Source organism: Chthoniobacter sp., from assembly GCF_040003245.1.
Taxonomy (GTDB): Bacteria; Verrucomicrobiota; Verrucomicrobiia; order Chthoniobacterales; family Chthoniobacteraceae; genus Chthoniobacter.
Window position 1 is genome coordinate 14,472 of the sequence record NZ_JBDUCX010000015.1, and the last position, 22,210, is coordinate 36,681.

General features: G+C 62.5%; 20 protein-coding genes. 13 read left to right on the top strand and 7 right to left on the bottom strand.

The annotated features are described in order from the left end of the window. Positions 1-588 carry a hypothetical protein gene (locus tag ABJF10_RS03335; RefSeq protein WP_348543099.1) on the bottom strand — a complete coding sequence of 196 codons (588 nt, stop codon included), beginning with the start codon at positions 586-588 and terminating at the stop codon, positions 1-3. A gap of 119 nt (positions 589-707) precedes the next feature. On the opposite strand from ABJF10_RS03335, the gene ABJF10_RS03340 reads away from it, so the two are divergent. Then, positions 708-1,277, top strand: coding sequence for a hypothetical protein (locus ABJF10_RS03340; RefSeq protein WP_348543100.1), 570 nt, complete (start codon positions 708-710; stop codon positions 1,275-1,277). A gap of 45 nt (positions 1,278-1,322) precedes the next feature. Beyond that, positions 1,323-3,092, top strand: coding sequence for a molecular chaperone DnaK (dnaK, locus tag ABJF10_RS03345; RefSeq protein WP_348543101.1), 1,770 nt, complete (start codon positions 1,323-1,325; stop codon positions 3,090-3,092). 22 nt (positions 3,093-3,114) lie between these two features. On the opposite strand, the gene ABJF10_RS03350 is transcribed toward dnaK, so the two are convergent. After that, positions 3,115-3,588 (bottom strand): hypothetical protein, encoded by a 474-nt coding sequence (locus ABJF10_RS03350; protein ID WP_348543102.1) that lies wholly within the window; start codon positions 3,586-3,588, stop codon positions 3,115-3,117. A gap of 18 nt (positions 3,589-3,606) precedes the next feature. After that, positions 3,607-4,692 (bottom strand): right-handed parallel beta-helix repeat-containing protein, encoded by a 1,086-nt coding sequence (locus ABJF10_RS03355; protein WP_348543103.1) that lies wholly within the window; start codon positions 4,690-4,692, stop codon positions 3,607-3,609. Between the two features lie 74 nt (positions 4,693-4,766). Between ABJF10_RS03355 and ABJF10_RS03360 the strand changes: the two genes are divergently transcribed. Further along, on the top strand, positions 4,767-6,194 hold the full coding sequence (locus tag ABJF10_RS03360; protein WP_348543104.1) for a class I SAM-dependent methyltransferase: 1,428 nt from the start codon (positions 4,767-4,769) through the stop codon (positions 6,192-6,194). On the opposite strand, the gene miaE is transcribed toward ABJF10_RS03360, so the two are convergent. Together miaE and ABJF10_RS03370 are read right to left on the bottom strand one after the other, a co-directional pair. Further along, complete coding sequence (miaE, locus tag ABJF10_RS03365) at positions 6,191-6,763, bottom strand: tRNA isopentenyl-2-thiomethyl-A-37 hydroxylase MiaE (RefSeq protein ID WP_348543105.1); 573 nt, start codon at positions 6,761-6,763, stop codon at positions 6,191-6,193. The two genes, ABJF10_RS03360 and miaE, sit on opposite strands and share 4 nt — an antisense overlap. Before the next feature lie 61 nt (positions 6,764-6,824). Continuing rightward, complete coding sequence (locus ABJF10_RS03370; RefSeq protein WP_348543106.1) at positions 6,825-7,982, bottom strand: Gfo/Idh/MocA family oxidoreductase; 1,158 nt, start codon at positions 7,980-7,982, stop codon at positions 6,825-6,827. Between the two features lie 184 nt (positions 7,983-8,166). Between ABJF10_RS03370 and ABJF10_RS03375 the strand changes: the two genes are divergently transcribed. The 3 genes from ABJF10_RS03375 to ABJF10_RS03385 all read left to right on the top strand — a co-directional run bounded on the left by ABJF10_RS03375 (position 8,167) and on the right by ABJF10_RS03385 (position 15,218). Next, the gene (locus ABJF10_RS03375; RefSeq protein WP_348543107.1) at positions 8,167-8,661 is read left to right on the top strand and encodes a transposase; all 495 of its coding nucleotides are present in this window, start codon (positions 8,167-8,169) and stop codon (positions 8,659-8,661) included. 151 nt (positions 8,662-8,812) lie between these two features. Next, complete coding sequence (locus ABJF10_RS03380) at positions 8,813-12,280, top strand: pyruvate carboxylase (protein WP_348543108.1); 3,468 nt, start codon at positions 8,813-8,815, stop codon at positions 12,278-12,280. A 121-nt stretch (positions 12,281-12,401) separates the two neighbouring features. Next, positions 12,402-15,218, top strand: coding sequence for a PAS domain S-box protein (locus ABJF10_RS03385; protein ID WP_348543109.1), 2,817 nt, complete (start codon positions 12,402-12,404; stop codon positions 15,216-15,218). A 259-nt stretch (positions 15,219-15,477) separates the two neighbouring features. Here the strand turns inward: ABJF10_RS03385 and ABJF10_RS03390 are convergent, their stop codons facing one another. Next, positions 15,478-16,101 (bottom strand): hypothetical protein, encoded by a 624-nt coding sequence (locus ABJF10_RS03390; RefSeq protein ID WP_348543110.1) that lies wholly within the window; start codon positions 16,099-16,101, stop codon positions 15,478-15,480. A gap of 1,160 nt (positions 16,102-17,261) precedes the next feature. On the opposite strand from ABJF10_RS03390, the gene ABJF10_RS03395 reads away from it, so the two are divergent. The 7 genes from ABJF10_RS03395 (at position 17,262) to ABJF10_RS03425 (ending at position 21,276) form a co-directional block, all read left to right on the top strand. Continuing rightward, the gene (locus ABJF10_RS03395; RefSeq protein ID WP_348543111.1) at positions 17,262-17,624 is read left to right on the top strand and encodes a cupin domain-containing protein; all 363 of its coding nucleotides are present in this window, start codon (positions 17,262-17,264) and stop codon (positions 17,622-17,624) included. Positions 17,625-17,641: 17 nt separating this feature from the next. Next, positions 17,642-18,022, top strand: coding sequence for a hypothetical protein (locus ABJF10_RS03400; RefSeq protein WP_348543112.1), 381 nt, complete (start codon positions 17,642-17,644; stop codon positions 18,020-18,022). A gap of 191 nt (positions 18,023-18,213) precedes the next feature. Then, positions 18,214-18,651, top strand: coding sequence for a hypothetical protein (locus ABJF10_RS03405; RefSeq protein ID WP_348543113.1), 438 nt, complete (start codon positions 18,214-18,216; stop codon positions 18,649-18,651). Between the two features lie 28 nt (positions 18,652-18,679). Further along, on the top strand, positions 18,680-18,802 hold the full coding sequence (locus ABJF10_RS03410; RefSeq protein WP_348543114.1) for a hypothetical protein: 123 nt from the start codon (positions 18,680-18,682) through the stop codon (positions 18,800-18,802). Position 18,803: 1 nt separating this feature from the next. Beyond that, positions 18,804-19,265: a GNAT family N-acetyltransferase gene (locus ABJF10_RS03415; protein WP_348543115.1), complete on the top strand. Its 462-nt coding sequence runs from the start codon at positions 18,804-18,806 to the stop codon at positions 19,263-19,265. A gap of 50 nt (positions 19,266-19,315) precedes the next feature. Continuing rightward, a complete protein-coding gene (locus tag ABJF10_RS03420; RefSeq protein WP_348543116.1) occupies positions 19,316-19,840 on the top strand; it encodes a hypothetical protein in 525 nt (174 codons plus the stop codon). A 224-nt stretch (positions 19,841-20,064) separates the two neighbouring features. Next, complete coding sequence (locus ABJF10_RS03425; protein WP_348543117.1) at positions 20,065-21,276, top strand: alkaline phosphatase; 1,212 nt, start codon at positions 20,065-20,067, stop codon at positions 21,274-21,276. Positions 21,277-21,357: 81 nt separating this feature from the next. Here ABJF10_RS03425 and ABJF10_RS03430 read toward each other — a convergent pair whose 3' ends face one another. Next, entirely contained in the window at positions 21,358-22,206 is an 849-nt protein-coding gene (locus ABJF10_RS03430) for an ABC transporter ATP-binding protein (protein ID WP_348543118.1), read from the bottom strand. Positions 22,207-22,210 lie beyond the last annotated feature (4 nt).

Sequence of the window (22,210 nt, forward strand, 5' to 3'; positions counted from 1 at the left end):
CTATTGCGGCGGCTTCTCGTCCGGGGCGGCTGGTTTCGGTGCAGGCTCGGCGGGTGCGGCCGGTGCCGGCGATGGCTCCGGTGTGGGAGATCCTGGGGGCTTTTCGGTCGTCGGCTCGGGTGCGGCCTCTTCCGGTGCGGTGAGCGGTTTGCCATCCAGCCCGGTCACGCTCGTCTGAAACGTGCGGTAGATTTTCCACTTCCCGTTGTCGGGCCGCAGGGTGTGGATGCCCTGCACGATATTGTTTTGAAACCCAGCTTCCCCGGCGGTCTTCTCCGTCTTCTGGACGAAACTGACGCGCGCTTCATCGGGGTTGGCCGTGACCACCTTCAGGTCGCTCAGCGTGTATTTCAAATCCACGGCCTTGAACATTTCGCTGATGATTTCCCGCGTCGAATCAAACGACGGGGCCTGTGGGTGAATCGTCGCCATTACCGCCTCCACATCCTTTTTCTCCAGCGCATGCACGTTGTCCTCGATCGTTTGAAAGAGCACCGCTTTATCCGGCGGGGTGCCCGCCCGCTGGCACCCGGTTACCATGAAAGCCAGGGCGAAAACGGAGAGCAGGGGAGCGAAAAAGAATTTCATAAAATGGGGATGCGTGCCGTCCATAGCGCAAAGCCCGGCCATGGGCAAAGGGCGTTTACGGCGCGCCGTTGGCGAAAAGCCTTGCGCCGAGCGGCGCCGCCTGCACGCACTGAATGCGCATGCCCGATCATTTCGCCACTCTCGCCCAGCCCCGCCGCCCGTGGCTGGATGATGAAGTTCTCAAGGAAGCCTTTCATCGCGCCACTGCACAACAGCACCCGGATGTCGCCGGAGGCAGTGGCGAGCAGGCCTCCGCGCTCAACGCCGCCTATGCGGTGCTGCGCGATCCGGCGGCGCGCCTGCGGCATTTGCTCGATCTCGAATGGCCTGAAGCCGCGCCCTCTGCGCATTCCATCGCGCCGGAATTCGCCGACCTATTCCAGAAGATTGCCGCGCGTCGGCAAGGGAGCGCTGCCTTGGCGAAAAAAATGGCCACTGCCCAGTCACCCGTGGCCCGCGCACTGCTTGCCGGCGAACAAGGGGAGCAACGCCGCGCCCTCGAGTCCGTGCTCACCGAGACTGATGCCGCCGCAGCGAGCGCCCTGGAGGATCTTCGCGCCCTCGATGTCCACTGGACTTATCGCGACACTCATACCCGCCATGCCGTGGCCGCGCTCCAGCAACGTTTCGCTTTTCTTGCGAAGTGGCAGGCCCACTTGCGGGAGGTGCTTTTCCAGATTGACTCCTGATTCCTCGCACTGGTCAAGGCGCCTGCGCTTCCCCATCCTTCTTTCATGATCGTCGGCATCGACCTCGGCACTACCAACTCTCTCATCGGCGCAATGGACGCCGGCTTTCCCATCCTGCTCGCCGATGCCGAGGGCGAACGCCTCACGCCTTCGGTCGTTCACTTTCCGGAGAGCGGCGGTCCGCTCGTGGGGCGCCCGGCGAGTCGCATGCGCGTCGTCGATCCCGGGCATACGGTCTATTCCATCAAGCGCTTCATCGGCCGCCGCAGTGGCGAAGAAGCCGCTGACGTCAGCTACGCCCTCGCCGGGGAAAAAGGCGCCCCCGTGCGGGTCCAGATCCGCGACCGCGAGTATTCCCCCGAGGAAATCTCCGCGCTCGTCCTACAGAAGCTGCGAGCCGATGCCGAGCGCGCCCTCGCCGCCGAGATCACGCGCGCGGTCATCACCGTCCCCGCCTACTTCAACGACGCGCAGCGCAATGCCACCAAGGCGGCGGGCGAACTGGCGGGGTTCACCGTCGAGCGCATCGTCAACGAGCCCACCGCCGCCGCGCTGGCTTATGGTCTCGATAAGCTCCAGGACCGTTCGAAGATCGCGGTCTTCGACCTCGGCGGCGGCACCTTCGACATCTCGATCCTCGAGCTCAATCAAGGCGTCTTCCAGGTGCTGGCCACGAACGGCAACACCCGGCTCGGCGGCGATGACATCGACAATGCGCTCATCGAACACCTGGCCCGCACCGTTGCCGATTCGACTCCCGCCACTACCGCCCGCCTACGGGAAGCGGCCATCGCGGCGAAGCACCGTCTCTCCGCCGAGGAATCCGTGACGATCGATCTGCCCTTCATCGAGGGCGCGCGCAGTCTCTCCATCACGCTCACTCGCGCGGAGTTGGAATCTCTTGCCGCGCCGATCATCGAGCGCACCCGCTGGCACTGCCGTCGCGCGCTGGCCGATGCCAAACTCACCCCCGCGGACCTCAACGACGTGATCCTTGTCGGCGGCCAGACGCGCATGCCGCTGGTCCGCCGGTTGGTCGCGGAAATCTTTGGCCGCGAGGCCAACACCACCCAAAATCCCGATGAGGCCGTGGCCCTCGGCGCGACTATCCAGGCCGGCATTCTGAGCGGCGCCGTGCAGAACGTGGTACTGCTCGACATCACCCCGCTTTCGCTCGGGATCGAAACATTTGGCGGCTTGATGAACGTCATTATCCCGCGCAATTCCACCATCCCGATCAAGGCTGGAGAGATGTTCACCAACGCTGTCGCGGGCCAGCAGTCCATGCTCATCAAGGTGCTGCAAGGCGAACGCGAGATCGCCAAGGACAATTGGCCGCTCGGCGAATTTACCCTCGATTTCGAACGCGCCCCCAAGGGCCAGGCCCGCGTCGGGGTGCAATTCGAGATCGACGCGAACGGCATCCTTCACGTCCTCGCCCGCGATACGAAGACTGGCGCGGAAAAGATTGTGCAAGTGAGCAGCGCCATCGACGTCTCCGATGAAGCCGTGGAAAAGATGCTCGAGGAATCGCTGGAGCACGCTTTCGAGGACATGAGCGACCGCGTCTTCACCGAGGCGAAGCTCAAGTCCGATGAACTCCTCCCCGCCGTGCGCCTGGCCCTGCAAAAAGTCGGCGACCAACTCACCGCGGAAGAGCACGCCCAGATCTCCGCGGCCACCGCCGAAGTCGAAGCCGCCCTGGCCGCCGGTGAGCCCCACCGCCTCAAACGCGCCAATGCCGCTCTCGACGAGGCCACCCAACGGCTGGCGACGTTGCTAATCGAGCAGGCGATGAGCGCGGCGAAGAAGTAAGCCCGCGCCGGGATGGCTGGGGTTACTTGAAAGTCTTCCCGCCGAGGAGTTCCTCGACGGCGGCGAGCAGGGCGTCGAATTGCGCCTGCGCCGGGTAGGCGTTGCGGCCACTCGTCTCGATCTTTTGGTCACCGAAATCCGCGGCGAGCTTCCAGCTTGTGCCGTCGAGGATGGCGGGATTCGTGTAGTCCGTCTTCCACGTCCAGACCTTGGCCGCATCCAGTCGCGTGCGAAACTTTTTCCATTGTGCCTCGGCGACTTTGACCGTGCTCCGTTCCGGGTGCAGGCCATCGCCCTTGGGGCGCGGCGTGTGTGTGTAGGTGAGCGTATCCGGCGCTGTCAGTTCGACGGAGAAGGAAGGCCCGAGAAAACCGCCGATGGCGGCGGAGAACTTCTTCGGCGCCGCTGCTGGCTCCGCTGCGGAGAGGCTGGAACCCATCAGGAGGCCAAGAAGAAACACCCACCAGAACCGAGTGTGCAATTCAGGTCTTTTCATAGAGGGGAATGGTGGGGCTTACGGCTGCCACGGAAGACGGATGACGCTGTGACCGGCGCTGTCCGTCGTCACGTAGGGGTGAGGTGGGAAGGGCGCCGTGCTGGGCGGCGGTGGGATCGCCGCGGCGAGGCTTTCATCGGCGAAATGATTGTCCGCGAGTTTCTGGTCGGCGATGCCGCCTCCATTCCACCAACTGGTCTCCTCGCCGTTGTGATCGATCCAACTGACACGATTGCGGGCGATCGTCACGTGATGACTGGGCGCCTTGCTTTGGTTCCACGCATAGAGCCCGTTGTTGGAGACATCGGAGCGTCCCCCGAGGATCAAATTGTCTTCCACGCTAATGAAAATACCGCCCGCCACGCAGATGCCGACCTGCCCTGCGGCCAGGACGACATTGCGACGGCAGAGCAGATGGGCGCCACCGCAGTCACCCAGCATGATGCCCGATCCACTCTTGCTCTTGCCCGCGCTGCCTTGGGTCGGATCGCCGACCAGATAATTGTCCTCGATGAGGATCGGCGCGCCAGCGTCACCCCGGCTCTGATACATATTGATGACGTCCTCAGGCGTGCTCTGGCCGACATCATTGATCGCGTAGTTGCCGCGGACGGCGCAATGTCCACCGGTGACGTTGTCGAATTGCGTCATTTGGCCGCGAGGAAAAGGACCCTGGACGTTCCGCTCGAAATTACCCGCCACCTGGATATCTTTGGAATCCATCGCGTAGACGCCGCTGGCGACGCGTTCGAGGCGGCAGCCTTCCACGACCACATCATGGCAATGATAGGTCTGCACGCCGCAGCGCGCGGAGTCATGGATCCAGCAATTGCGGATGGTTACGCTTGAACATTCGATCAGTTCGATCGAATGCAGATCGCAGCAGGAAATGGTGATGTCGGTGCAGTGCGTGAGGACGATGGAGGCGTCGTCCTTGATCTGGAGTGCGTCGAGGGTCTGGTGGCTTTTCTCCTCAAGGTGAATCGCCGGCGATTCCCGCAGGGGGACCGTTTCGACAGCCGGGCCGGCCGTTCTACCCGGGAAGGCGCCCAGGATGAGGACCAGGAAAAGCGACAGCGCGCGAACGAGGCCGGGGAAATTCATGGCGCGATGATGCTCACAAGCGGCGCGGGTTGGAAGTTGAGTGTTTGGGCAACGTGTGTTGAATCTCTCCCGCCATGCCTGATTTGTCCCCCACCGCGTTTGATGCCCTGCCGTATCGTCACGGTGCGATCCCGGAGACGCATCCGGCGCGGGTGGGCGCGATTGCGCGCCTGCTTGGGATGGAAGCGGCCGCGCCCGACGACTGCCGGGTGCTGGAGTTGGGCATGGCCGAGGGGATGAATCTGCTGCCGCTGGCGGAGCGGTTGCCGACCAGCACTTTCGTCGGCGTGGATTTTTCTCCCGTCCACGTCGCGGCGGCGGCGCAGGCGCGCGCCGCCGCGGCGATCGACAATGCGCGTTTCGTCTGCGCCGATCTGCGGGATTACACACCCGAAGCCGGCGCGTTCGATTATGTCATCGCGCACGGCGTCTATTCGTGGGTGCCGCCGGAGGTGCGCGAACGTCTGCTGGCGCTCTGCGCCCAAGCTCTGGCGCCCGACGGGATCGCTTATGTGAGTTACAATGTGTTTCCCGGATGGGGTCTGCTCGGGGGATTGCGGGAAATGCTCCGCGCGGAAATGGGGAACGTGGCGGATCCGGTAGCCCACGCCGCGAAGCTGCTGGCGGCGCTCGAACGCGCCTTCACCGGCCAGCCCGGCCCCTATGCCGCGCTGATGCGCGAAGCGATTGCGGAGATGCGCGCGAAACCGCCGGAGATGCTGTTTCACGATGAACTCGAGCTGGTGAACACGCCGGTGACGTTTCTCGATTTCATCGCGCACACGGCCCGGCACGATTTGCACTATCTCGCCGAGGCCCACTTTCCCTCCATGCCGGCGGAGCACCTGCCACCGGCGGCGCGCGCCGCGCTGGCGGAAATGGCTCCCGATTTTTTTCGCACCCAGCATTTCCTCGACCTCGTCGGCAACCGGCGTTTTCGCAGTAGCCTGCTCACGCGCCACGCTCCCGCGGCTGCGCGCGTCCTGGATCCCGCGATCATTCCGCAATGTGCCGTGGGCCTGCACCTGCAGCCCGTGGATGGAGTGATCGACCTATCCCCAGGCCGTCCGCTCCAGTTGCGAGGCCGGCACGATTTCTTGATGTCCGTCTCCGCCCCGGCGCACAAGGCGTTCTTTGCCGCCTTGTGCGAAGTGGCGCCGGCCCGCGTGCCGTTCGCGGCGGCGCTGCGGCGGGCGACGGGGCTTTTGCACCAGAGCGGTTTTGACGAAACTCCCGAGGCGGGGCCTCTGTCGGAAGGATTGGCCCGGCTCTTTGCGGTCGATCAATGCGATCTGCTCCTGACCGGCGGCGGCGACTGGCTCGATCTCTCGCCTGCGCCTGCGCCCAGTGCACTCATGCGCTATCAAGCACGCGAGGGCCGCCAGGTCACCAATCGCTGGCATGAACCCGTGACCTTGGACGCGGGAGACCGGAGTTGGGTCGCCGGGGAGGCTGCTTCTGCTCGCGAGGCGGTGCTGGTCCGCACCGGCTTGGCGGTTTAATGCAGCATCGGCTTGGGATTCGGCACGCGAATGAGGGTGGCATCGAGATCGAGAAAGTAATCGAGCCGGTGTGCGGTCTCCGCTTCGTCGATGTGCCGCGCCATGATGAGATAACTGGCGTAGTGGTTGCCTTCGCTTTCCACGAGGCTGGCGTAGAAATCGGCGAGGGGCGCATCGAGATCGCGCACGCCCTCGGCGAGGATCTGGAACTTCTCGCAGCTCCGTCCTTCGATGAGCGCGAGGGCCACGAGGTGATCGACGACCTGCTCCTTCCGGCCTTTGCGCACCTTGCTCATCAGACCGCCGATCCACGGGCTGCGCTGGGGATTCGTGAAGGGAATACCGCGCTCGCGGAGCAGGCCGAGCACGAGATCGAAGTGTTGCAGCTCCTCGATGGCGATGGCGTTGAGCTCGCGTACGCGGTCGTGCAACTCGACGTACTTTTCCAGGTTGAGCGCCGAGGAGGCGGCCTTGCGCTCGAGGTGGGCGTGGTCGACCAGCACCGGCCCCAGGTTCGCCCGGATTTGGGGAAGCCAGGTGTCAGGCAGTTTTTCGCGCCAAAGGAGCATGGGGAAAGTGGATAAGAGCTGGGACTCTCAACCAGCAACTCTCAACTATCCACTTCTTGTACTACTTGCGGAAGGATTTCGTGAAATCCTCGGTCTGCGTCTGCACGACTTTCTTTTCGTGCTTCGAGTTGGCGATCAGCTCGTTGAGCTTGGTTTCCCAAGCCTTGCTGTCCATCGGCAGGTCGACGGTCTGGTTGATAAGCGAGGAGTAAAGCAGCACATTGGCCAGCTCCACCGAGCCCATGCCGTCGTAGCCGGGCGCAAGCAGCGGAGTGTCGTCGAGGATGGCGTCGACGAAGTTTTGCATGAGCACCGCGTGGGCATTGCCCACGGTGTCGAAGGGGATGTCGATGTTCCAGACCTCGGGCTTGGCGAAGCCGCTCTTCGAGGTCTTGCTGAACTCAATCATGTCCGCGTCGTTGCGGGTGAAGGAGAGCTTGTTGTTCTCGAGGACCACTTTACCGCGCGTGCCGATGAGCTCAAAGCGGTTCGTGCCCGGGGCTTCGCCGGTGGAGGAAATGAAAACGCCGGTCGCGCCATTGCCCCACTCGAGGTAGCAGGTCACGCTGTCCTCGACCTCGATGTCGTGGAACTGCCCGAGCTGGCAGAAGCCGCGCACTTTCGACGGCATGCCGCACAGCCATTGGAGCATATCGAGCTGGTGCAGGCATTGGTTGAGCAGCACGCCGCCGCCCTCGCCTTTCCACGTGGCGCGCCAGCCGCCGCTCGCGTAGTAGGCCTCGGTGCGGAACCAATCGGTGATGATCCAGTTCACGCGCACCAGCTTGCCGAGTTCCTTGGCGATGAGGTCGCGCAGCTTGATGTAACGCGGCTCGACGCGCATCTGGAACATGCCGGCGAAGACCTGCTTCGGGTGCTCCTTCGCCACGGCGAACAGGCGCTCGGCGTCGGCCTTTTGCGCGGAGATCGGCTTCTCGATCATGGTGTGCAGGCCATTCTGCAGTGCGTCGATGCCGATGGTGGTGTGGAGAAAGTGCGGCGTGGCCACGACGATGGCGTCGATCTTGCCGGAGCGGATCATGTCCTCGCACTTGTCGAAAGTCGGGATGCCCTTCGCCTTGAACGCTTCCAAACTCGGCGCGTAGGCATCGCTGACCGCCGCTAGCTCGCAGCGCGAGATTTTTCCTTCCAGCAGATAGCCGGTGTGAAATTTGCCGATGTTGCCGAGACCGACGATGCCGAGACGTACTTTGGACATAAGTAAATGGAAGATGGAGGGGCGGTCAGGTTCGCTGGCGGAGAAATGCGTGGGCAAGCTCTTTCTGCGCGAAGCGCTTCGTTGTAGCCGGGTTCACTGAACCCGGTCTGCGAGGGCGGGTTGGAAGGGGCAGGCCGCTTGCGCAGCATTGCCGGGTTCAGTGAACCCGGCTACAACGTCACCCGTGAATCGGACGAACCCAAAGTATCGCGAGCACCTCCGCCGCCTGGATCGCGTTTGGGTTCGTGAGCCGGTGTATTTCGTTACGACGTGCACCCGTGGGCGCGTCCGGATTCTGGATAATCCGTCCGCGTATGCGTCCTGTGTCGAAGTCTGGGAGAAGGGGCAGGAACTACACGGATGGCAGGTGGGCCGCTATGTCGTAATGCCCGACCACGTCCACTTTTTCTGCGCACCTGAGCCCGGGGCGAAGGATTTGAAAGTTTTTGTCGGCAAGTGGAAGGAATGGACGGCAAAATTCCTCAATCGTCGATTGGGCGCGTCGGTGCCGTTGTGGCAGGAAGAATTTTTCGACCACCTTCTACGCTCGCATGAGAGCTACGCACAAAAGTGGGACTACGTACAACAGAACCCGGTACGAGCTGGCTTGGCCGCAGGTTGCGATGACTGGCCGTATCAAGGTTGTCTGAACGATCTGCGTGTGGAGGAGGCGTTGTAGTCGGGTTCATTGAACCCGGATGGCGGCTCGATTTACCGGGCTCGATGAGCCCGGCTGCGACCACCGACCGGGCTCACTGAGCCCGGCTACAACGCTTAATCCGCTGGCGTTCCGCGGTGGCGTTCCTTTACAACGGCACACCCCTTTTCCCATGCCTCCTGCCCGCCCGTCTCCGCCCGCCCTGCCGCCCCGCCAGAAGAAGCTCCTTGTCGCCAATCGCTCGGAAATCGCCATCCGCGTTTTCCGGGCGGCGACGGAACTGGGGCTGCGCACGGTCGCGGTCTATGCGCAGGAGGACCGCTTTTCCATGCACCGCTTCAAGGCGGACGAGGCGTATCTCGTGGGCGAAGGCAAGGGGCCGGTCGGCGCTTATCTCGATATCGGAGGGATCGTGGCCATCGCCAAGGAGCACGGCGTTGATCTCATTCACCCCGGCTATGGATTCCTCTCGGAGAATGCGAATTTCGCCCGCGCCTGCCGCGCGGCGGGAATCGAGTTCGTTGGGCCGAAGGCGGACTTGCTCGAGTTGATGGGCGACAAGGTCGCGGCCCGCGCCCTCACGCAGAAGCTGAAAGTTCCGACGCTGCCCGGCACCGAAGACCCGGTGAGCGATCGCGGCGAGGCGCTGAAGATCGCGGCGAACATCGGCTTTCCATTGATCATCAAGGCGGCTTTCGGCGGCGGCGGTCGCGGGATGCGCGTGGTGCACAAGGCGGGTGATCTCGACGCCCTGCTCGATGAGGCGCAGGGCGAAGCGGAGCGCGCCTTTGGCAATGCCGCGGTCTTTCTCGAGAAGTATATCCCGCGCGCCAAGCATATCGAAGTGCAGATCCTCGGCGATCGCCATGGCAACGTGCTCCATCTCCACGAACGCGATTGCTCCGTGCAACGCCGGCATCAGAAAGTGGTCGAGATCGCACCGTCCATCGAGCTGGACGATCGCGTGCGCCACGAGCTGTGCGATGCCGCGGCGCGGATCGCCAAAGAGATCGGCTACGATAACGCCGGCACCATCGAATTCCTCTACGACCTCGACACCAAGGATTGGTTTTTCATCGAAATGAATCCACGGATTCAAGTCGAGCACACGGTCACCGAACAGATCACCGGCATTGACCTCGTGCGCTCGCAGATCCTCATTGCCCAAGGCGCGAAGCTGCATGGCGCCGAGCTCGGCTTGCCGAAGCAGGACGCGGTGCCCCGCATGGGCTTCGCGGTGCAATGCCGCGTGACAACCGAGGATCCGGAAAACAAATTCACGCCGAACTACGGCAAGATTCTCACCTTCCGCCCCGCCGAGGGCTTTGGCATCCGCCTCGATGCGGGCATGGGCGACGCGGGTGCGGTGATCACCCCCTTCTACGACTCGCTGCTCGTGAAGATCACCGCGACCGGGCAGACCTTCGAGATGGCGCTCGACCGCATGGATCGCGCCTTGCGCGAGTTCCGTATCCGCGGCGTGAAGACGAACATTCCGTTCCTCGAGAACGTCATTCATTTCCCGATCTTCCGCGAAGGCCAGGCGACGACGACGATGATCGATACGTCGCCGCAACTTTTTGAATTCAAGGCGAAGCGCGACCGGGCGACAAAGCTGCTGCAATTTCTCGGCAACGTCATCGTCAACGGCAACCCGCACGCCAAAGGATACACACCGGCCGCCGCATTGGATCCAGCGCCGCTGCCCTCGTGGGACCGCAAGAAAGAACCGCCGCGCGGCACCCGTCAACTGCTGCTCGAGCTCGGCGCGAAGAAGTTCGCGGAGTGGACGCTCAAGCAAAAGCGGTTGCTTATCACCGACACCACTTTCCGCGATGCCCACCAGTCGCTCATGGCCACGCGCGTGCGCAGCATCGATATGCTGGCCATCGCCGGTGCGGTCGCGCGCCGCACGCCCGAGCTCTTCTCGCTCGAGATGTGGGGCGGCGCCACGTTCGACACTGCCATGCGTTTCCTCAACGAAGACCCGTGGCAACGGCTGACCGCGTTGCGAGAGCGCGTGCCGAATATTCTTTTCCAGATGCTTCTGCGCGGCGCCAACGCCGTGGGTTATACGAGTTATCCGCCGAATGTCGTCGCCGGTTTCGTCAAGCATGCGGCCGAGTGCGGCATGGATATCTTCCGGGTGTTCGATTCGCTCAACGATCTCTCGAACATGAAAGCGGCGATGGAAGCCGTGCAGGACACGCACGGCATCTGCGAGGCGGCAGTCTGCTACACCGGCGACATTCTCGATCCGCAGCGCTCGAAGTATTCGCTGAAGTACTACGTCAAGATGGCGAAGGAGCTGGAAAAGATGGGCGCCCATTTCCTGGCGATCAAGGACATGGCCGGCCTCTGCCGCCCCTACGCCGCGAGCGCGCTGGTCAAGGCTCTCAAGGACGAGGTGGGTATCCCGGTGCATTTCCACACGCACGACACGAGCGGGATCAATGCGAGTTCCATCCTGCGCGCCGCGGACGCGGGCTGCGATGTCGTCGATCTGGCCATCGCCTCGATGAGCGGCTCGACTTCGCAGCCGAATCTCAACTCCGTCGTCGCCGCCTTGCAAAACACGCCGCGCGATACCGGCCTGGATATCGATACGCTCAACCAGTTCAGCGACTACTGGGAGCAGGTGCGCAATTTCTATGCGCCGTTCGATACCGCGCCGAAATCGGGCAGCGCCGAGGTGTATCTGCACGAGATGCCCGGCGGACAATATACGAATTTGAAAGAGCAGGCGGCGTCGATGGGCCTCGGTGCGCGCTGGCCGGAGATCGCGCGCACTTATCGCGAGGTGAATGACCTCTTTGGAGACATCGTGAAGGTCACGCCGTCGAGCAAGGTCGTCGGCGACATGGCGCTCTTCCTGTTCACCCGTGGCATCAAGCCGGTCGACGTCGTCAACCTGCCGCCCGGCACGAGTTGGCCGGAGAGTGTGATCGATATGCTCAGCGGCGGTTTGGGCGAGCCGATGGGCGGCTGGCCACCGGCGGTGGTCAAGGCCGTGCTCGGCACTGCGAAGCCCAAACGCGTGAAACCGGCACCGGTGAAGCTCAAGGAAACGAAGGCGGATGTGGCGGCCAGGACCAAGCGCGAACCGAGCGACGACGATCTCTTTTCGCACCTCATGTACCCGAATGTGTTTGCGGATTTCGCGAAGTTCCAACGGGAATTCGGCGACGTCAGCGCGCTGCCCACACCGGCCTTTTTCTACGGCTTGAAGCCCGGCGAAGAGATCAGTGTCTCGATCGAGGAAGGCAAAGTGCTCTTCATCAAATTGATTAACATCGGCGCCCCGGACAAAGAAGGCCGGAGGGTGATCAGTTACGAACTCAATGGCATGCCGCGCGAAGCGGTGGTGGCGGACAAGTCGGTGGCACCGAAGAGCAAGGCACGGGTCAAAGCCGACGCCGCCGACTCGCTGCAGCTCGGCGCACCGATCCCCGGCATGGTCACCGCGCTCAGTGCCACGCTCGGCGGCAAAGTGGCGAAGGGTCACAAGCTGGCCACTCTCGAGGCGATGAAGATGCAAACGACCATTTACGCTCCGGCCGATGGAGTGGTCGCGGAAGTGGCCGTCGCGGTGGGCGATTCGCTCGAGGCGGGCGACCTGTTGCTGAAGCTGCGCACCTAGATAAAAATCCAATCTGTCGCCTCGCGGCGACAGTTGTCAGGTCTTTCGGTATCGCAGTTCCACGGAGCGCTTGCGTTGGAGCAGACCTAAGGCAGAATGCCGCCGCCCGATGCAGCTCCAAATGGACAAACCTCCCATGAGCGGCAAGCTCAAGCTCCCCGAATATTTTTTTCAGTTGCTCGTCGAGGCCAGTGCCGATGCGCTCCTGGTCATGGACGAACAGGGCGCTATCGTCTTTGCCAACGCCCAGGCCGGCCGGGTTTTCGGCTATCGGCCGGACGATCTGCTCCACAAGCCGATCAAGTCGCTCATCCCGGACGATCTGCATGCGCGACATTCCCGCAACGGAGAGCGCTCGTCCAAGAGCCGGCGTGCCGGGACGAATGGCAGTGAATTGGACCTGCGCGGGTTGCGCAGCGACGGCAGCGAGTTCGCCATGGACGTGGGCCTCAGCCCGCTGGAGACACACCGCGGCAGCCTGGCCATCGTCTCCGTGCGCGATCTCAGCGAGCAGAAACGCGTGGAACGCCGGGAACGCGATCGCTTGCGCGTGCTGGAGTTGCTGAACTCGGGCGCGGCCCTGCAGGAGATCCTGGAGTTCACGGTCCGTGCGGTGGAGGCGGAGATGCCTGGCTCAATCTGCTCCATCCTTCTTCTGGATGAAAGTGGGAAGCGTTTGATGCATGGCGCCGCACCCAATCTGCCGAAATTTTTCAACGATTCGGTGCATGGCCTGGAGATTGGTGAAGGTGTGGGATCCTGCGGAACGTCGGCCTTTCTCGGAAAGCTGCTGGTGGTCGAAGACATTGCTACGCACCCTTTCTGGGCCAGTTATAAGCACTTGGCGGAGAAAGCCGGGGTTCGGGCCTGTTGGTCGCAGCCGGTTTTCTCCGCGGACAAAAAGGTGCTCGGCACCTTCGCCATCTACCATCGCGAACCGCGCGCCCCGGAAGCGCGGGACATCGAGACGATCGAGGCCGCCGCCAGCTACGTGAGCCTGGCCATCACGCGCAAACGCAGCGAGGAAGCCTTGCGCACCAGCGAGGCCCGGCTGCACGCCATCATTCACAACACCCCCAACGTGGCGGTCGAACTCTACGATATCGATGGCCGCGTGCGCTTTTGGAACGAAGCGGCCACCCGCATGTTCGGGTGGGAGATCGACGAGGCCATCGGCAAGACGCTCGACCAGCTCATTCACACCCGGGAGGAGGCGGAGTCTTTTCTCCATCTTCTGCGGCAGTTGGCCGGCACCGGCAAGCCGCTCGGGCCGCTCGAATATCACTTCCAGCGCCGCGACGGCCGGGAGGGCTGGTGCCTTTCCACGATCTTCGAGATCCCCGGTTTCGATGGCGTTCCCACGTTTGTCTGCATGGACGTGGACATCACCGAGCGCAAGCAGGCCGAGACCGCTATGCGGCAGAGCGAAGAGCGCTTCCGCCAGGTGGTCGAGAATATCCAGGAAGTCTTCTGGATGCTCGACGCCCAGGACGGGCGGCTCCTGTACATCAGCCCCGGTTACGAGAAGATCTGGGGCCGCTCCTGCGACGCGCTCTATCAGTCGCAAGATGGCTGGTTCGACGCGATTCATCCCGACGACCGTGAGCGGGTTCCGCAGCGGACCGCATTGGGTGCGGATCAATTTGATGAGGAATATCGCATCATCCGTCCTGATGGTTCGGTGCGCTGGATTCACGACCGCGCCTTCCCGATCCGCGACGGCAACGGTCACGTCTATCGCCTCGCCGGGGTCGCGGAAGACGTCACGGAGCGCCGGCAGATCGAGGAGCGCTTGCGCCAGTCGCAGAAAATGGAGGCCATCGGCCAACTGGCCGGAGGCGTGGCGCACGATTTCAACAACATTCTCGCGGCGGTCATGATGGAGGTGGAACTGGCGGCCACCGCCAAGAACCTTCCCGAGGACACCCGCGAGGGTCTGCAAGTGATCGGGGCGGCCGCCGATAAGGCTGCTGCGCTCACCCGTCAGTTGCTCCTGTTCAGCCATCGTCAAGTCATGCAGCCGCGCCGCCTGGATATCAACGGGGTGGTCACCACCCTCGCGAAAATGCTCCAGCGCATCCTCGGCGAGGATGTGAAGGTCCAGCTCCACCTTCACCCCAGCCCCTTGGTCGCTCACGCGGATGCCGGCATGCTCGACCAAGTCATCATGAACCTCGCGGTCAATGCGCGCGATGCCATGCCCGCCGGTGGGCGTCTCATTATCGAGACATCCGAGCGGCACATCACGGAGGATGAATTGCGCGCCAGCCCCGACGCCTCCGCCGGCCAGCACGTGTGCCTGTCGGTCAGCGATACCGGCATGGGCATGACTGAGGATGTGAAGGCGCACCTCTTCGAGCCCTTCTTCACCACCAAGCAACCCGGCAAGGGCACTGGACTGGGCCTCGCCACCATCTTTGGCATCGTCAAGCAACACCGCGGCTGGATCCGCGTTTACAGTGAAATCGCCCGGGGTACGACCTTCCGCATCTTTCTCCCCGCGTGCGATGCCGGGCACGAATCACCCTCCGAAGCTGCCGCCACGGCCAGCCCGCGTGGCGGCCATGAGACCATCCTGCTCGTGGAGGATGAGGCGTCCGTGCGGGAAGTCACCAAACGGATGCTCGAGCGCCATGGCTACAAGGTCATGGAAGCCGTCAGCGGCACCGAAGCCCTGCGCGTCTGGGGCGAGCACGGGGATTGCATCCAGTTGCTCTTCACCGATCTCGTCATGCCCGGGGGCATCGGCGGTCGCGAACTCGCCGAGCAACTCCGGTTCATTCAGCCCCACCTCAAGATCGTCTTTACCAGCGGCTACAGCGCCGAACTGGCCGGCGGCGCGATCCGCCTCCAGGAGGGCGTCAACTTCATCCAGAAGCCCAGTTCGCTCCACGAGATCCTCGATACCATCCGGAAGTGCCTGGACGATCCTTCGTAAAAAAGGTATCGCGCTGCCGAAGAGGTGGCCCACCAGAAGACGAGCGCGCTGCGATCGCAAGAACGGAGCGCGGGTTTTCCAACCCGCAGGAGTAAAGAGGCAGCGGACAGGAATGTCCGCTCTCCGTTTTAGCGCGACGGCGCGCTTCCCTCCCTATCCGACCCTGCTGTCCTCACTGCCTTATCCCAGAAAATGCGAAGCGCCCGGGTCGTGAGACCCGAGCGCCGCGCAGCCCATGAAAAATCTTCTTACTCGCTTCTTAGTTGGCCGCCAGGCGGGTGGCCTTGATGGACTTCAAGGCCTTCGTGGCCTTCGTTTCCGCCACCGGCGATTGCTTCGTGCCAGCCACATCGGCCGTCAGGCCGGCTTTGTCGCTGTGGCGGAAGGCCGTCGAGCGGCTGTAGGAGTAAAGCGGGACGTATTCGTTCGCGCTGACCTTGTCGGCGGCGATCGGGCGGCTCAGCATCGTGCAGTCCAGGATCCACCACTGACCGTCGTGCTGCCACATCACCCAGGCGTGGCTCAGTTTGGCGCCGCGGGTCATCTTGCCGATCACGAAGCGGGCGCTGGGGTCTTGCAGTTGGTCCATCAGCCAGAGGGCCTTGTCCTTGCAGTCGCCCGTGTGCTTGGAGGCGGTTTCCTGAGGGGTGGCCGGGAGGTAAGGCTCAGAGTGAGCGTAGCGGAAAGAGCGGCCGGTGCGCATGGCGGACTGGACCTTGTCCATCGAGGCGCCTTCACCGTGCATGCCGTTAAAGACGTCCTTCACTGGGCTCAGGAAGCGGTCGTAAGGAGTGTGATCCGTCGTGGTGCCCAAGTCGACCACCGCGCAGGCGGCGAGTTTGGTGAGGAGGAGGAGCGAGATTGTAAGAAGTGTGTTTTTCATAATCAAATGGGCTTTTGATAAGTTCTATAATAACTATAGCTACCAGCATGCCAGCCGGTGCCCGCTTCCTATAATTTCTGGAATTAAATCGCCGTTTACTCTGGAAAATAGTTCTCAAGCTCCTCCTCTCATTTCCCTTTTCCGCCCCTCGGACGCCCCCGTGCCTACCGATTTTGCAAATGCGAGAACGGCTTCTTAAAAGGGGCCGTAAACCGCCTCCAGGAGTGAGAATCCCCAGCTATTCTCTCTGTAATCGTCACCGTGCGGTGATTGAGAGACTTTGGTAGGGACGCCGCGCCGCCGGCGTCTTCGCGCGAAAGCGCGGAGTTAAGGGGTCGCTGGGCCTTCCCTCGACTACAGCGGTTTAAGGTTAAACTGTAGCCATGCACCTGAACCGAAGTGAGGCCAGGTGAAACGCAGAGGGCGCAGAGAGATTGGAGGGGAGGAAGGAGGGCTTTCCCTTCCTTTGCGGCCCTCCGCGTTCTCCGCGTCCTCTGCGTTTAAATCGGCTGCAGCCGAATTTTGCGCGGCGATCACCGGTGTAGAGCGCGTGTCCTCACGCGCCCGGAGGAGAATCCTGCTCCTCCGGACTCTGTTTTGAGGTGCGCAGAGTCAATTTTCCGCAATGGAGCCAATGGAACCAATGGAGCAATGCACTTTTTACCGCGAGTTATGTTTCCATGGGGCGATGAAGACAGATCCAGATCAACACGTTTGCTCAGACGCGTTTCGCCCCGCAAAAATACCGTCCACGACGGCTACGAGGGTGGTGAGCCATCGAGAAGAGTGGCCGTCGCCGCTCCCGGTGGACTCCCAGTGCGCTCCCACTCCTCCTCCCACCTCCGATCCCACCCGTTTACAGAGAGAATCCCACCGATCCCACTCGATCCCACCGAAACAAAAACAGGCATGAATCCCACCCACAACGGCAGGATCACCCGGCTTCCCCAGGCCATCCACGAGCCCGCCTTCGGGCAAAGAAAAGAAGCCCATTTAAGGTGCCTTACCCCGAAGCGTCCCTCTTCCAAAACGGCGAAGGCAATCTGGCGCCCTTGGGCTGGGTCACTTGCGCCCGATGGGTGGCCTGTGTTAAGGGAAAGGCGCTTCCGAGGCGCCCCATCCGGCCCCGATCTGATGCGTGTCCATTTCAGTCAGTTCCCATGACTAAAGCCTCTCTCCCGGAAAAGTTCGCGCTCATCCACGAGCATTGGCGGCCCAAAGTGGTGGCGGAGTTGAACGGCCAGGAAGTGAAGCTCGCCAAAATCGCCGGCGTCTTCCCGTGGCATCACCACGAGCACGAGGACGAGCTGTTCCTCGTCTGGCGCGGCCAGATGGTGATCGAGTTTCGCGATCGCCGCGTGGTCCTCGAGGCTGGCGAATTTTGTGTCGTCCCGCATGGAATCGAACATCGCACCATGGCCGAGGCCGAAGCCGAGGTCCTCCTTTTCGAGCCCGCTGCGACCCGCAACACGGGTAACGTCGCCGACGAGACCTTCACCGCGCCCAACGGGGTTTCTGTATGACCGGAGCTTCTAAGCCTATGTATCGCGTCCGCTTGAACGGCGAGGAAATTGGCACCACCGCCTTGGAGAAAGGTGACCCGCCGATGGGCGTCGTCTTCGGCAAACTTTCCTTGCGCACTCCCGAGTCGCCGTACCACTTCTTTCTCAATTACTGCCATGCCCACGGCATCAAAGTGAACAACGCTGAAGCTGAGCATGAACTTATCGACACGCAAGTTATCCCCGAACTCAGAGTCTACCGCGCGGACGGTGTCGAAATCAGCGGCCAGGGATGTTGCATCAGCGGCTTCAAAGATGATGGCGGCTACGAGATCACCATTCTCGGCGTTCCTTATCCGTTCTACGCCGAGGAGTTTCCTCATCACTGCAAAGCCTACGAAGAACAGTTTAAAACCTGATCCGTGTGCGCTACCGACGTCTCTCACGGCGGCGGATGGAGAGCGGTAGACGCCATAACCCCTCGCCAATGAACCGGGCAATTATCGTCATCCTTATGGGCCTCTTTTCATTTCTCTTCGGTTCCTCTTCCAAAGCTCAGCCCCCCGATCCGAAGAAGAATCCCGCGGATGCGGGACGCGCACTTCGGCAGATGATGCTCACCACGCCCGCGGAAAAAGTCGGGGAGAAGCCCAGCAAAGAATTTCCGCGCATCTACGGCATCCTGATGGACTGGCCGATCGGTGAACAGACCGCCACGATTTTTTCCTCCTCCACGGGGGCGGCCAGCCTCTACACGACATCCACCTTCGGCATTATCGGCGGCGAGGGACATGAAGCCGTTCGCGCGGCGGCGATCCGTTTCGTGCGTGCCGCCGACCGCTATTTCGACTCAGCCACACCGACCACCGAGTTTCCCTATCCGACCGCTGGCCGCGTCCGCTTCTATTTCCTTACTTTTAATGGGGTCCGGGTCATCGAGACGGATTTGGCATCGGTGAGCAATCGCACGGGTAAATTTGTCGAGCTTTTTGGTCTGGGTCAGGCGGTGCTGACCGAGTTGCGTCTTGTCACCGAAAAGCGCCCATGAGCGAAACGCCTCACACCAACGCAATCCCATGAATCCCATCGCCCTCAATCTGGTCGTGCTGCGTTCCTCCGACTTGGCGGGCGGCGGAGTCGACTATGCTCCCACCGATGTGACCAAAGGACCCCTCACCGTTGAACTGACTTTCCACTGACTTGCCAACACCACTCCCATCTTCGCTGATCCGGGCGATTCGTGCGGACGAACTGCCGGGTCTGCTGGAACTGTACCGGCATCTGCACCCCGCAGATCCCGCCTTGCCGGTGAATCCCGACCTTACCGGGCTTTGGCAGCGCATCTGTGCCGACCCGCAACTCCATTACCTTGCGGCCGACGTGGGCGGCGCGCTGGTGGCCACCTGCACGCTCGCCATCATCCCGAATCTCACGCGGGCCGCCCGGCCCTACGGCCTCGTCGAAAACGTGGTGACGCATCCCGGGTTTCGACGCAGAGGCATCGCCACTGCGCTGCTCCGACACGCGCTCCAGCTCGCCTGGACGCAGGGCTGCTACAAGGTGATGCTCCTCACCGGCCGGAAAGATGAAGCCACCTTGCGCTTTTACGAAAAGGCGGGTTTTCAAGCGGGCGTGAAAATGGGATTCATTGCCACCCCATGAACGCTGCACCGTTAAGGACTTGTTGGCCGACGCCGTGACGATCCGCTGAAATGAAGCCGAGAATTGCCTCCCTCGCCGATTACGCGCTGACCCTCGAACGGCTGCCGGCAACCACCGCCATGTCCGTCCTGCGCACCCTTTGCCTGACTCTGGCTTTCTGCGTCGCACTTTGGCTGCCTGGTATTGCTCGCGCCGACGCCCCGGCGACGGAGTTCTTCGCCATCGAAACCGCGCGGCTCGCGACGCTCGCTCCGACCGACGCGGCACTCGGTACGCTTTCCACGGCACAGCTCTCCACAGTCAGCATGGCGCATGGATGGTATGGCGGCGGGCTGACGATGACGTTTTCCACGGCGACCTTCCGGATCGATGCGCGCTTCAGTGGGAGCGCCGACTTTCCGGGCCGTGGGCCCGCGTCGATCGGTTACCGCATCTCGGCCAGCAACGATCAAACGACATGGAGCGTCCTTTCCGTGCAGGGTACGGCGACGAAGCAAGGGAACCAATTCGTGACCGAGAACTGGCGGAAGCAACCGGTGACAGTCGTGCTCCGCTTTCTGGACCTCAAACAATGATCACCGCGGACCCGTTGCGCGCTGGGGTGAAGGCTGCTTGGCCAAACAAGAAGATGAAGCCTCGTCATCCGGTTGCGGCCATTGTCGGTGTCGCGCTGCTCTACCCGCTCTCCATGGGGCCGGCTAGATAGGCGGGAAGGCCGCGTTGCGCTGGGCGGAATCCGCGCAATCCGACATTGCCAAGCGGGGCGGCGCGCTTTTGAATCCCGGCCTCCTTACCCTGAATGAAGCTCCGCAACCAATTGCTCGCGCTCTGCTGTTTGCTCGTTTTTGCGGCGTTTGGCTTTCTCTATGTGCGCACCTGGGTGGTGCCGAAGACTTTCGGGATCATTCTCTTCGTGAGCGATGGGATGGTGACCCGGCATATCACCGCGGCCCGGCTTTATGAAGGCGGGGCGGATCACCGCCTGGCACTCGAATCGTTTCCCAATCTCGCGCTGTTGAGAAACCCGGCGCGGGACTTTGCGGTGCCGGATGCGGCGGCGGCCGCGACTGCGCTGGCCACCGGGGTGCGGGTGGGGCACCGGCATCTCGCGGTCGATCCCGATGGCAAGCCGCTGGCGACCATCCTGGAACTGGCCCGGCAACAAGGGCGGGCGGTGGGGTTGATCACGATGGGCTCACCACTGGCGCCGACGCCGGCGGCGTTCTACGCGCACGCTGCCGATGCGCGGGAAGGGGAGAAGGTGTTGCAGCAGTTCCTCGAACCGGGAAAATTTGACGTCGTCATGAGCGGCGGGGCAGGCGAGTTCTTGTCCGCGGCCAAGGGCGGGCATCGCAAGGATGACCGGGATGTTCTCGCGGAAATGCAGGCGAAAGGCTGGGAGCTGGTTCGATCCAAGGCCGAGTTGGAGAATGCCGCGTCGTTTCGCACGGCTCCGCTGGCGGGATTTTTTAGCGACGGGCTCCTGGCGTTTGGCAACCAAATCGAGTCGGGAAGCCAGCAGCCTTCGCTGGCCGATATGGTGCGGCGCGCGATCGAGTTCCTGCAAGTGCACGGCAAGGGCTATGTGCTGGTGGTGGATGCCAGTCTCGCCACGACGGCGGCGGAGCGCAACGAAGGGGAGCACGTCCTCGTGGAGACGCTGGCGCTCGATCATGCCATCGCGACGGCGACGAAATATGCGGGCGACAAGTCGCTGATTCTCGCGGTGGGCCAGCAGGCCACCGGGGGCTTCAGCTTGAATGGGTATCCTTTTGTGCAGGATCACGGGGTGGGTCTGCTCGGGCTGAATGCCGCGGGGCAGCCGGCGATCACGTGGGCCACGGGGCCGAATGGGCCGGGGTCGAAGACGGAGCCTGCCGCCTTTCAGACACCTTCGGCGCTGAATACCGCGGAGGACGTGATGGCCATTGGTCGCGGCTTGGGCTCGGAGAAGATCCGGGGCTTTTTGGATAACACCGAGATCTTCAGCATCCTCAAGGGCGCGCTTTAGCGAAAGCTCCCATACTTCCCATTCCTCCCATTCCTCCCATTCCTCCCATGGGAATAATGGGAGGAATAGGAAGAATGAGACCTACACCGCCGCTTCCAGCGCCTCGTGGTCGATGGTGGCCAGGCGGCGGCGCTTTTGGCCGGGCTGGGGGATGCACTCGATGAGCGCCTTGGTGTAGGGATGCTGCGGATTGGAAAGGACGGTGTGCGTCTCGCCGTATTCCACGATTTTGCCGCGGAACATCACCGCCACCCGGTCGGCGATCCCGCCGATGATGCCAAAGTTATGCGTGATGAGGATGATCGCCATTTGCACGCGCTCCTTCAGCTCGCGGAGTTGGTCGATGATCTGCTTCTGGATGGTGACATCGAGCGCGGTGGTGGGCTCATCGGCAACGAGGAGCTCGGGCTGGCAGGAGAGCGCCATGGCGATCATCACCCGCTGCTGCATGCCGCCGCTGAGCTGGTGCGGGTAATCGTGCAGGCGCTTGGCGGGATCGACGATGCCGACCAGATCGAGATACTGGATGACCTCGGCGTCGAGGTCGCGCACCTCGGGACGGTGCAGCTTGATGGCCTCGGCGATTTGATTGCGGATGGTGAAGACCGGGTTGAGCGACGTACTTGGCTCTTGGAAAATGTAAGCGATCCTGGCGCCGCGAATCTTCCGCAAGTCATTCGCCGGCATCTTCAGCACGTCTTGGCCATCGAGCAGGATCTCGCCGGACTTGTAAATCGCCGGAGGTTCGGGCAGCAGGCGGGTGAGCGCCAGGCCGGTGACGCTCTTGCCGCTGCCGCTTTCGCCGACGATGGCCAGCGTCTCGCCGCGGGCCATGGAAAAGGAGATGCCTTTGACCGCCTCGACCACGCCGCCCTCGGTCGCAAAGTCGATCGCCAGGTTTTTGATTTCGAGGAAGGATTGGTCAGGCATGGGA

Coding starts and splice junctions, on each gene's coding strand:
- ABJF10_RS03335 (WP_348543099.1), bottom strand. CDS start 588: ATGAAATTCTTTTTCGCTCCCCTGCTCTCCGTTTTCGCCCTGGCTTTC.
- ABJF10_RS03340 (WP_348543100.1), top strand. CDS start 708: ATGCCCGATCATTTCGCCACTCTCGCCCAGCCCCGCCGCCCGTGGCTG.
- dnaK (WP_348543101.1), top strand. CDS start 1,323: ATGATCGTCGGCATCGACCTCGGCACTACCAACTCTCTCATCGGCGCA.
- ABJF10_RS03350 (WP_348543102.1), bottom strand. CDS start 3,588: ATGAAAAGACCTGAATTGCACACTCGGTTCTGGTGGGTGTTTCTTCTT.
- ABJF10_RS03355 (WP_348543103.1), bottom strand. CDS start 4,692: ATGAATTTCCCCGGCCTCGTTCGCGCGCTGTCGCTTTTCCTGGTCCTC.
- ABJF10_RS03360 (WP_348543104.1), top strand. CDS start 4,767: ATGCCTGATTTGTCCCCCACCGCGTTTGATGCCCTGCCGTATCGTCAC.
- miaE (WP_348543105.1), bottom strand. CDS start 6,763: ATGCTCCTTTGGCGCGAAAAACTGCCTGACACCTGGCTTCCCCAAATC.
- ABJF10_RS03370 (WP_348543106.1), bottom strand. CDS start 7,982: ATGTCCAAAGTACGTCTCGGCATCGTCGGTCTCGGCAACATCGGCAAA.
- ABJF10_RS03380 (WP_348543108.1), top strand. CDS start 8,813: ATGCCTCCTGCCCGCCCGTCTCCGCCCGCCCTGCCGCCCCGCCAGAAG.
- ABJF10_RS03385 (WP_348543109.1), top strand. CDS start 12,402: ATGGACAAACCTCCCATGAGCGGCAAGCTCAAGCTCCCCGAATATTTT.
- ABJF10_RS03390 (WP_348543110.1), bottom strand. CDS start 16,101: ATGAAAAACACACTTCTTACAATCTCGCTCCTCCTCCTCACCAAACTC.
- ABJF10_RS03395 (WP_348543111.1), top strand. CDS start 17,262: ATGACTAAAGCCTCTCTCCCGGAAAAGTTCGCGCTCATCCACGAGCAT.
- ABJF10_RS03400 (WP_348543112.1), top strand. CDS start 17,642: ATGTATCGCGTCCGCTTGAACGGCGAGGAAATTGGCACCACCGCCTTG.
- ABJF10_RS03405 (WP_348543113.1), top strand. CDS start 18,214: ATGATGCTCACCACGCCCGCGGAAAAAGTCGGGGAGAAGCCCAGCAAA.
- ABJF10_RS03410 (WP_348543114.1), top strand. CDS start 18,680: ATGAATCCCATCGCCCTCAATCTGGTCGTGCTGCGTTCCTCCGACTTG.
- ABJF10_RS03420 (WP_348543116.1), top strand. CDS start 19,316: ATGAAGCCGAGAATTGCCTCCCTCGCCGATTACGCGCTGACCCTCGAA.
- ABJF10_RS03425 (WP_348543117.1), top strand. CDS start 20,065: ATGAAGCTCCGCAACCAATTGCTCGCGCTCTGCTGTTTGCTCGTTTTT.
- ABJF10_RS03430 (WP_348543118.1), bottom strand. CDS start 22,206: ATGCCTGACCAATCCTTCCTCGAAATCAAAAACCTGGCGATCGACTTT.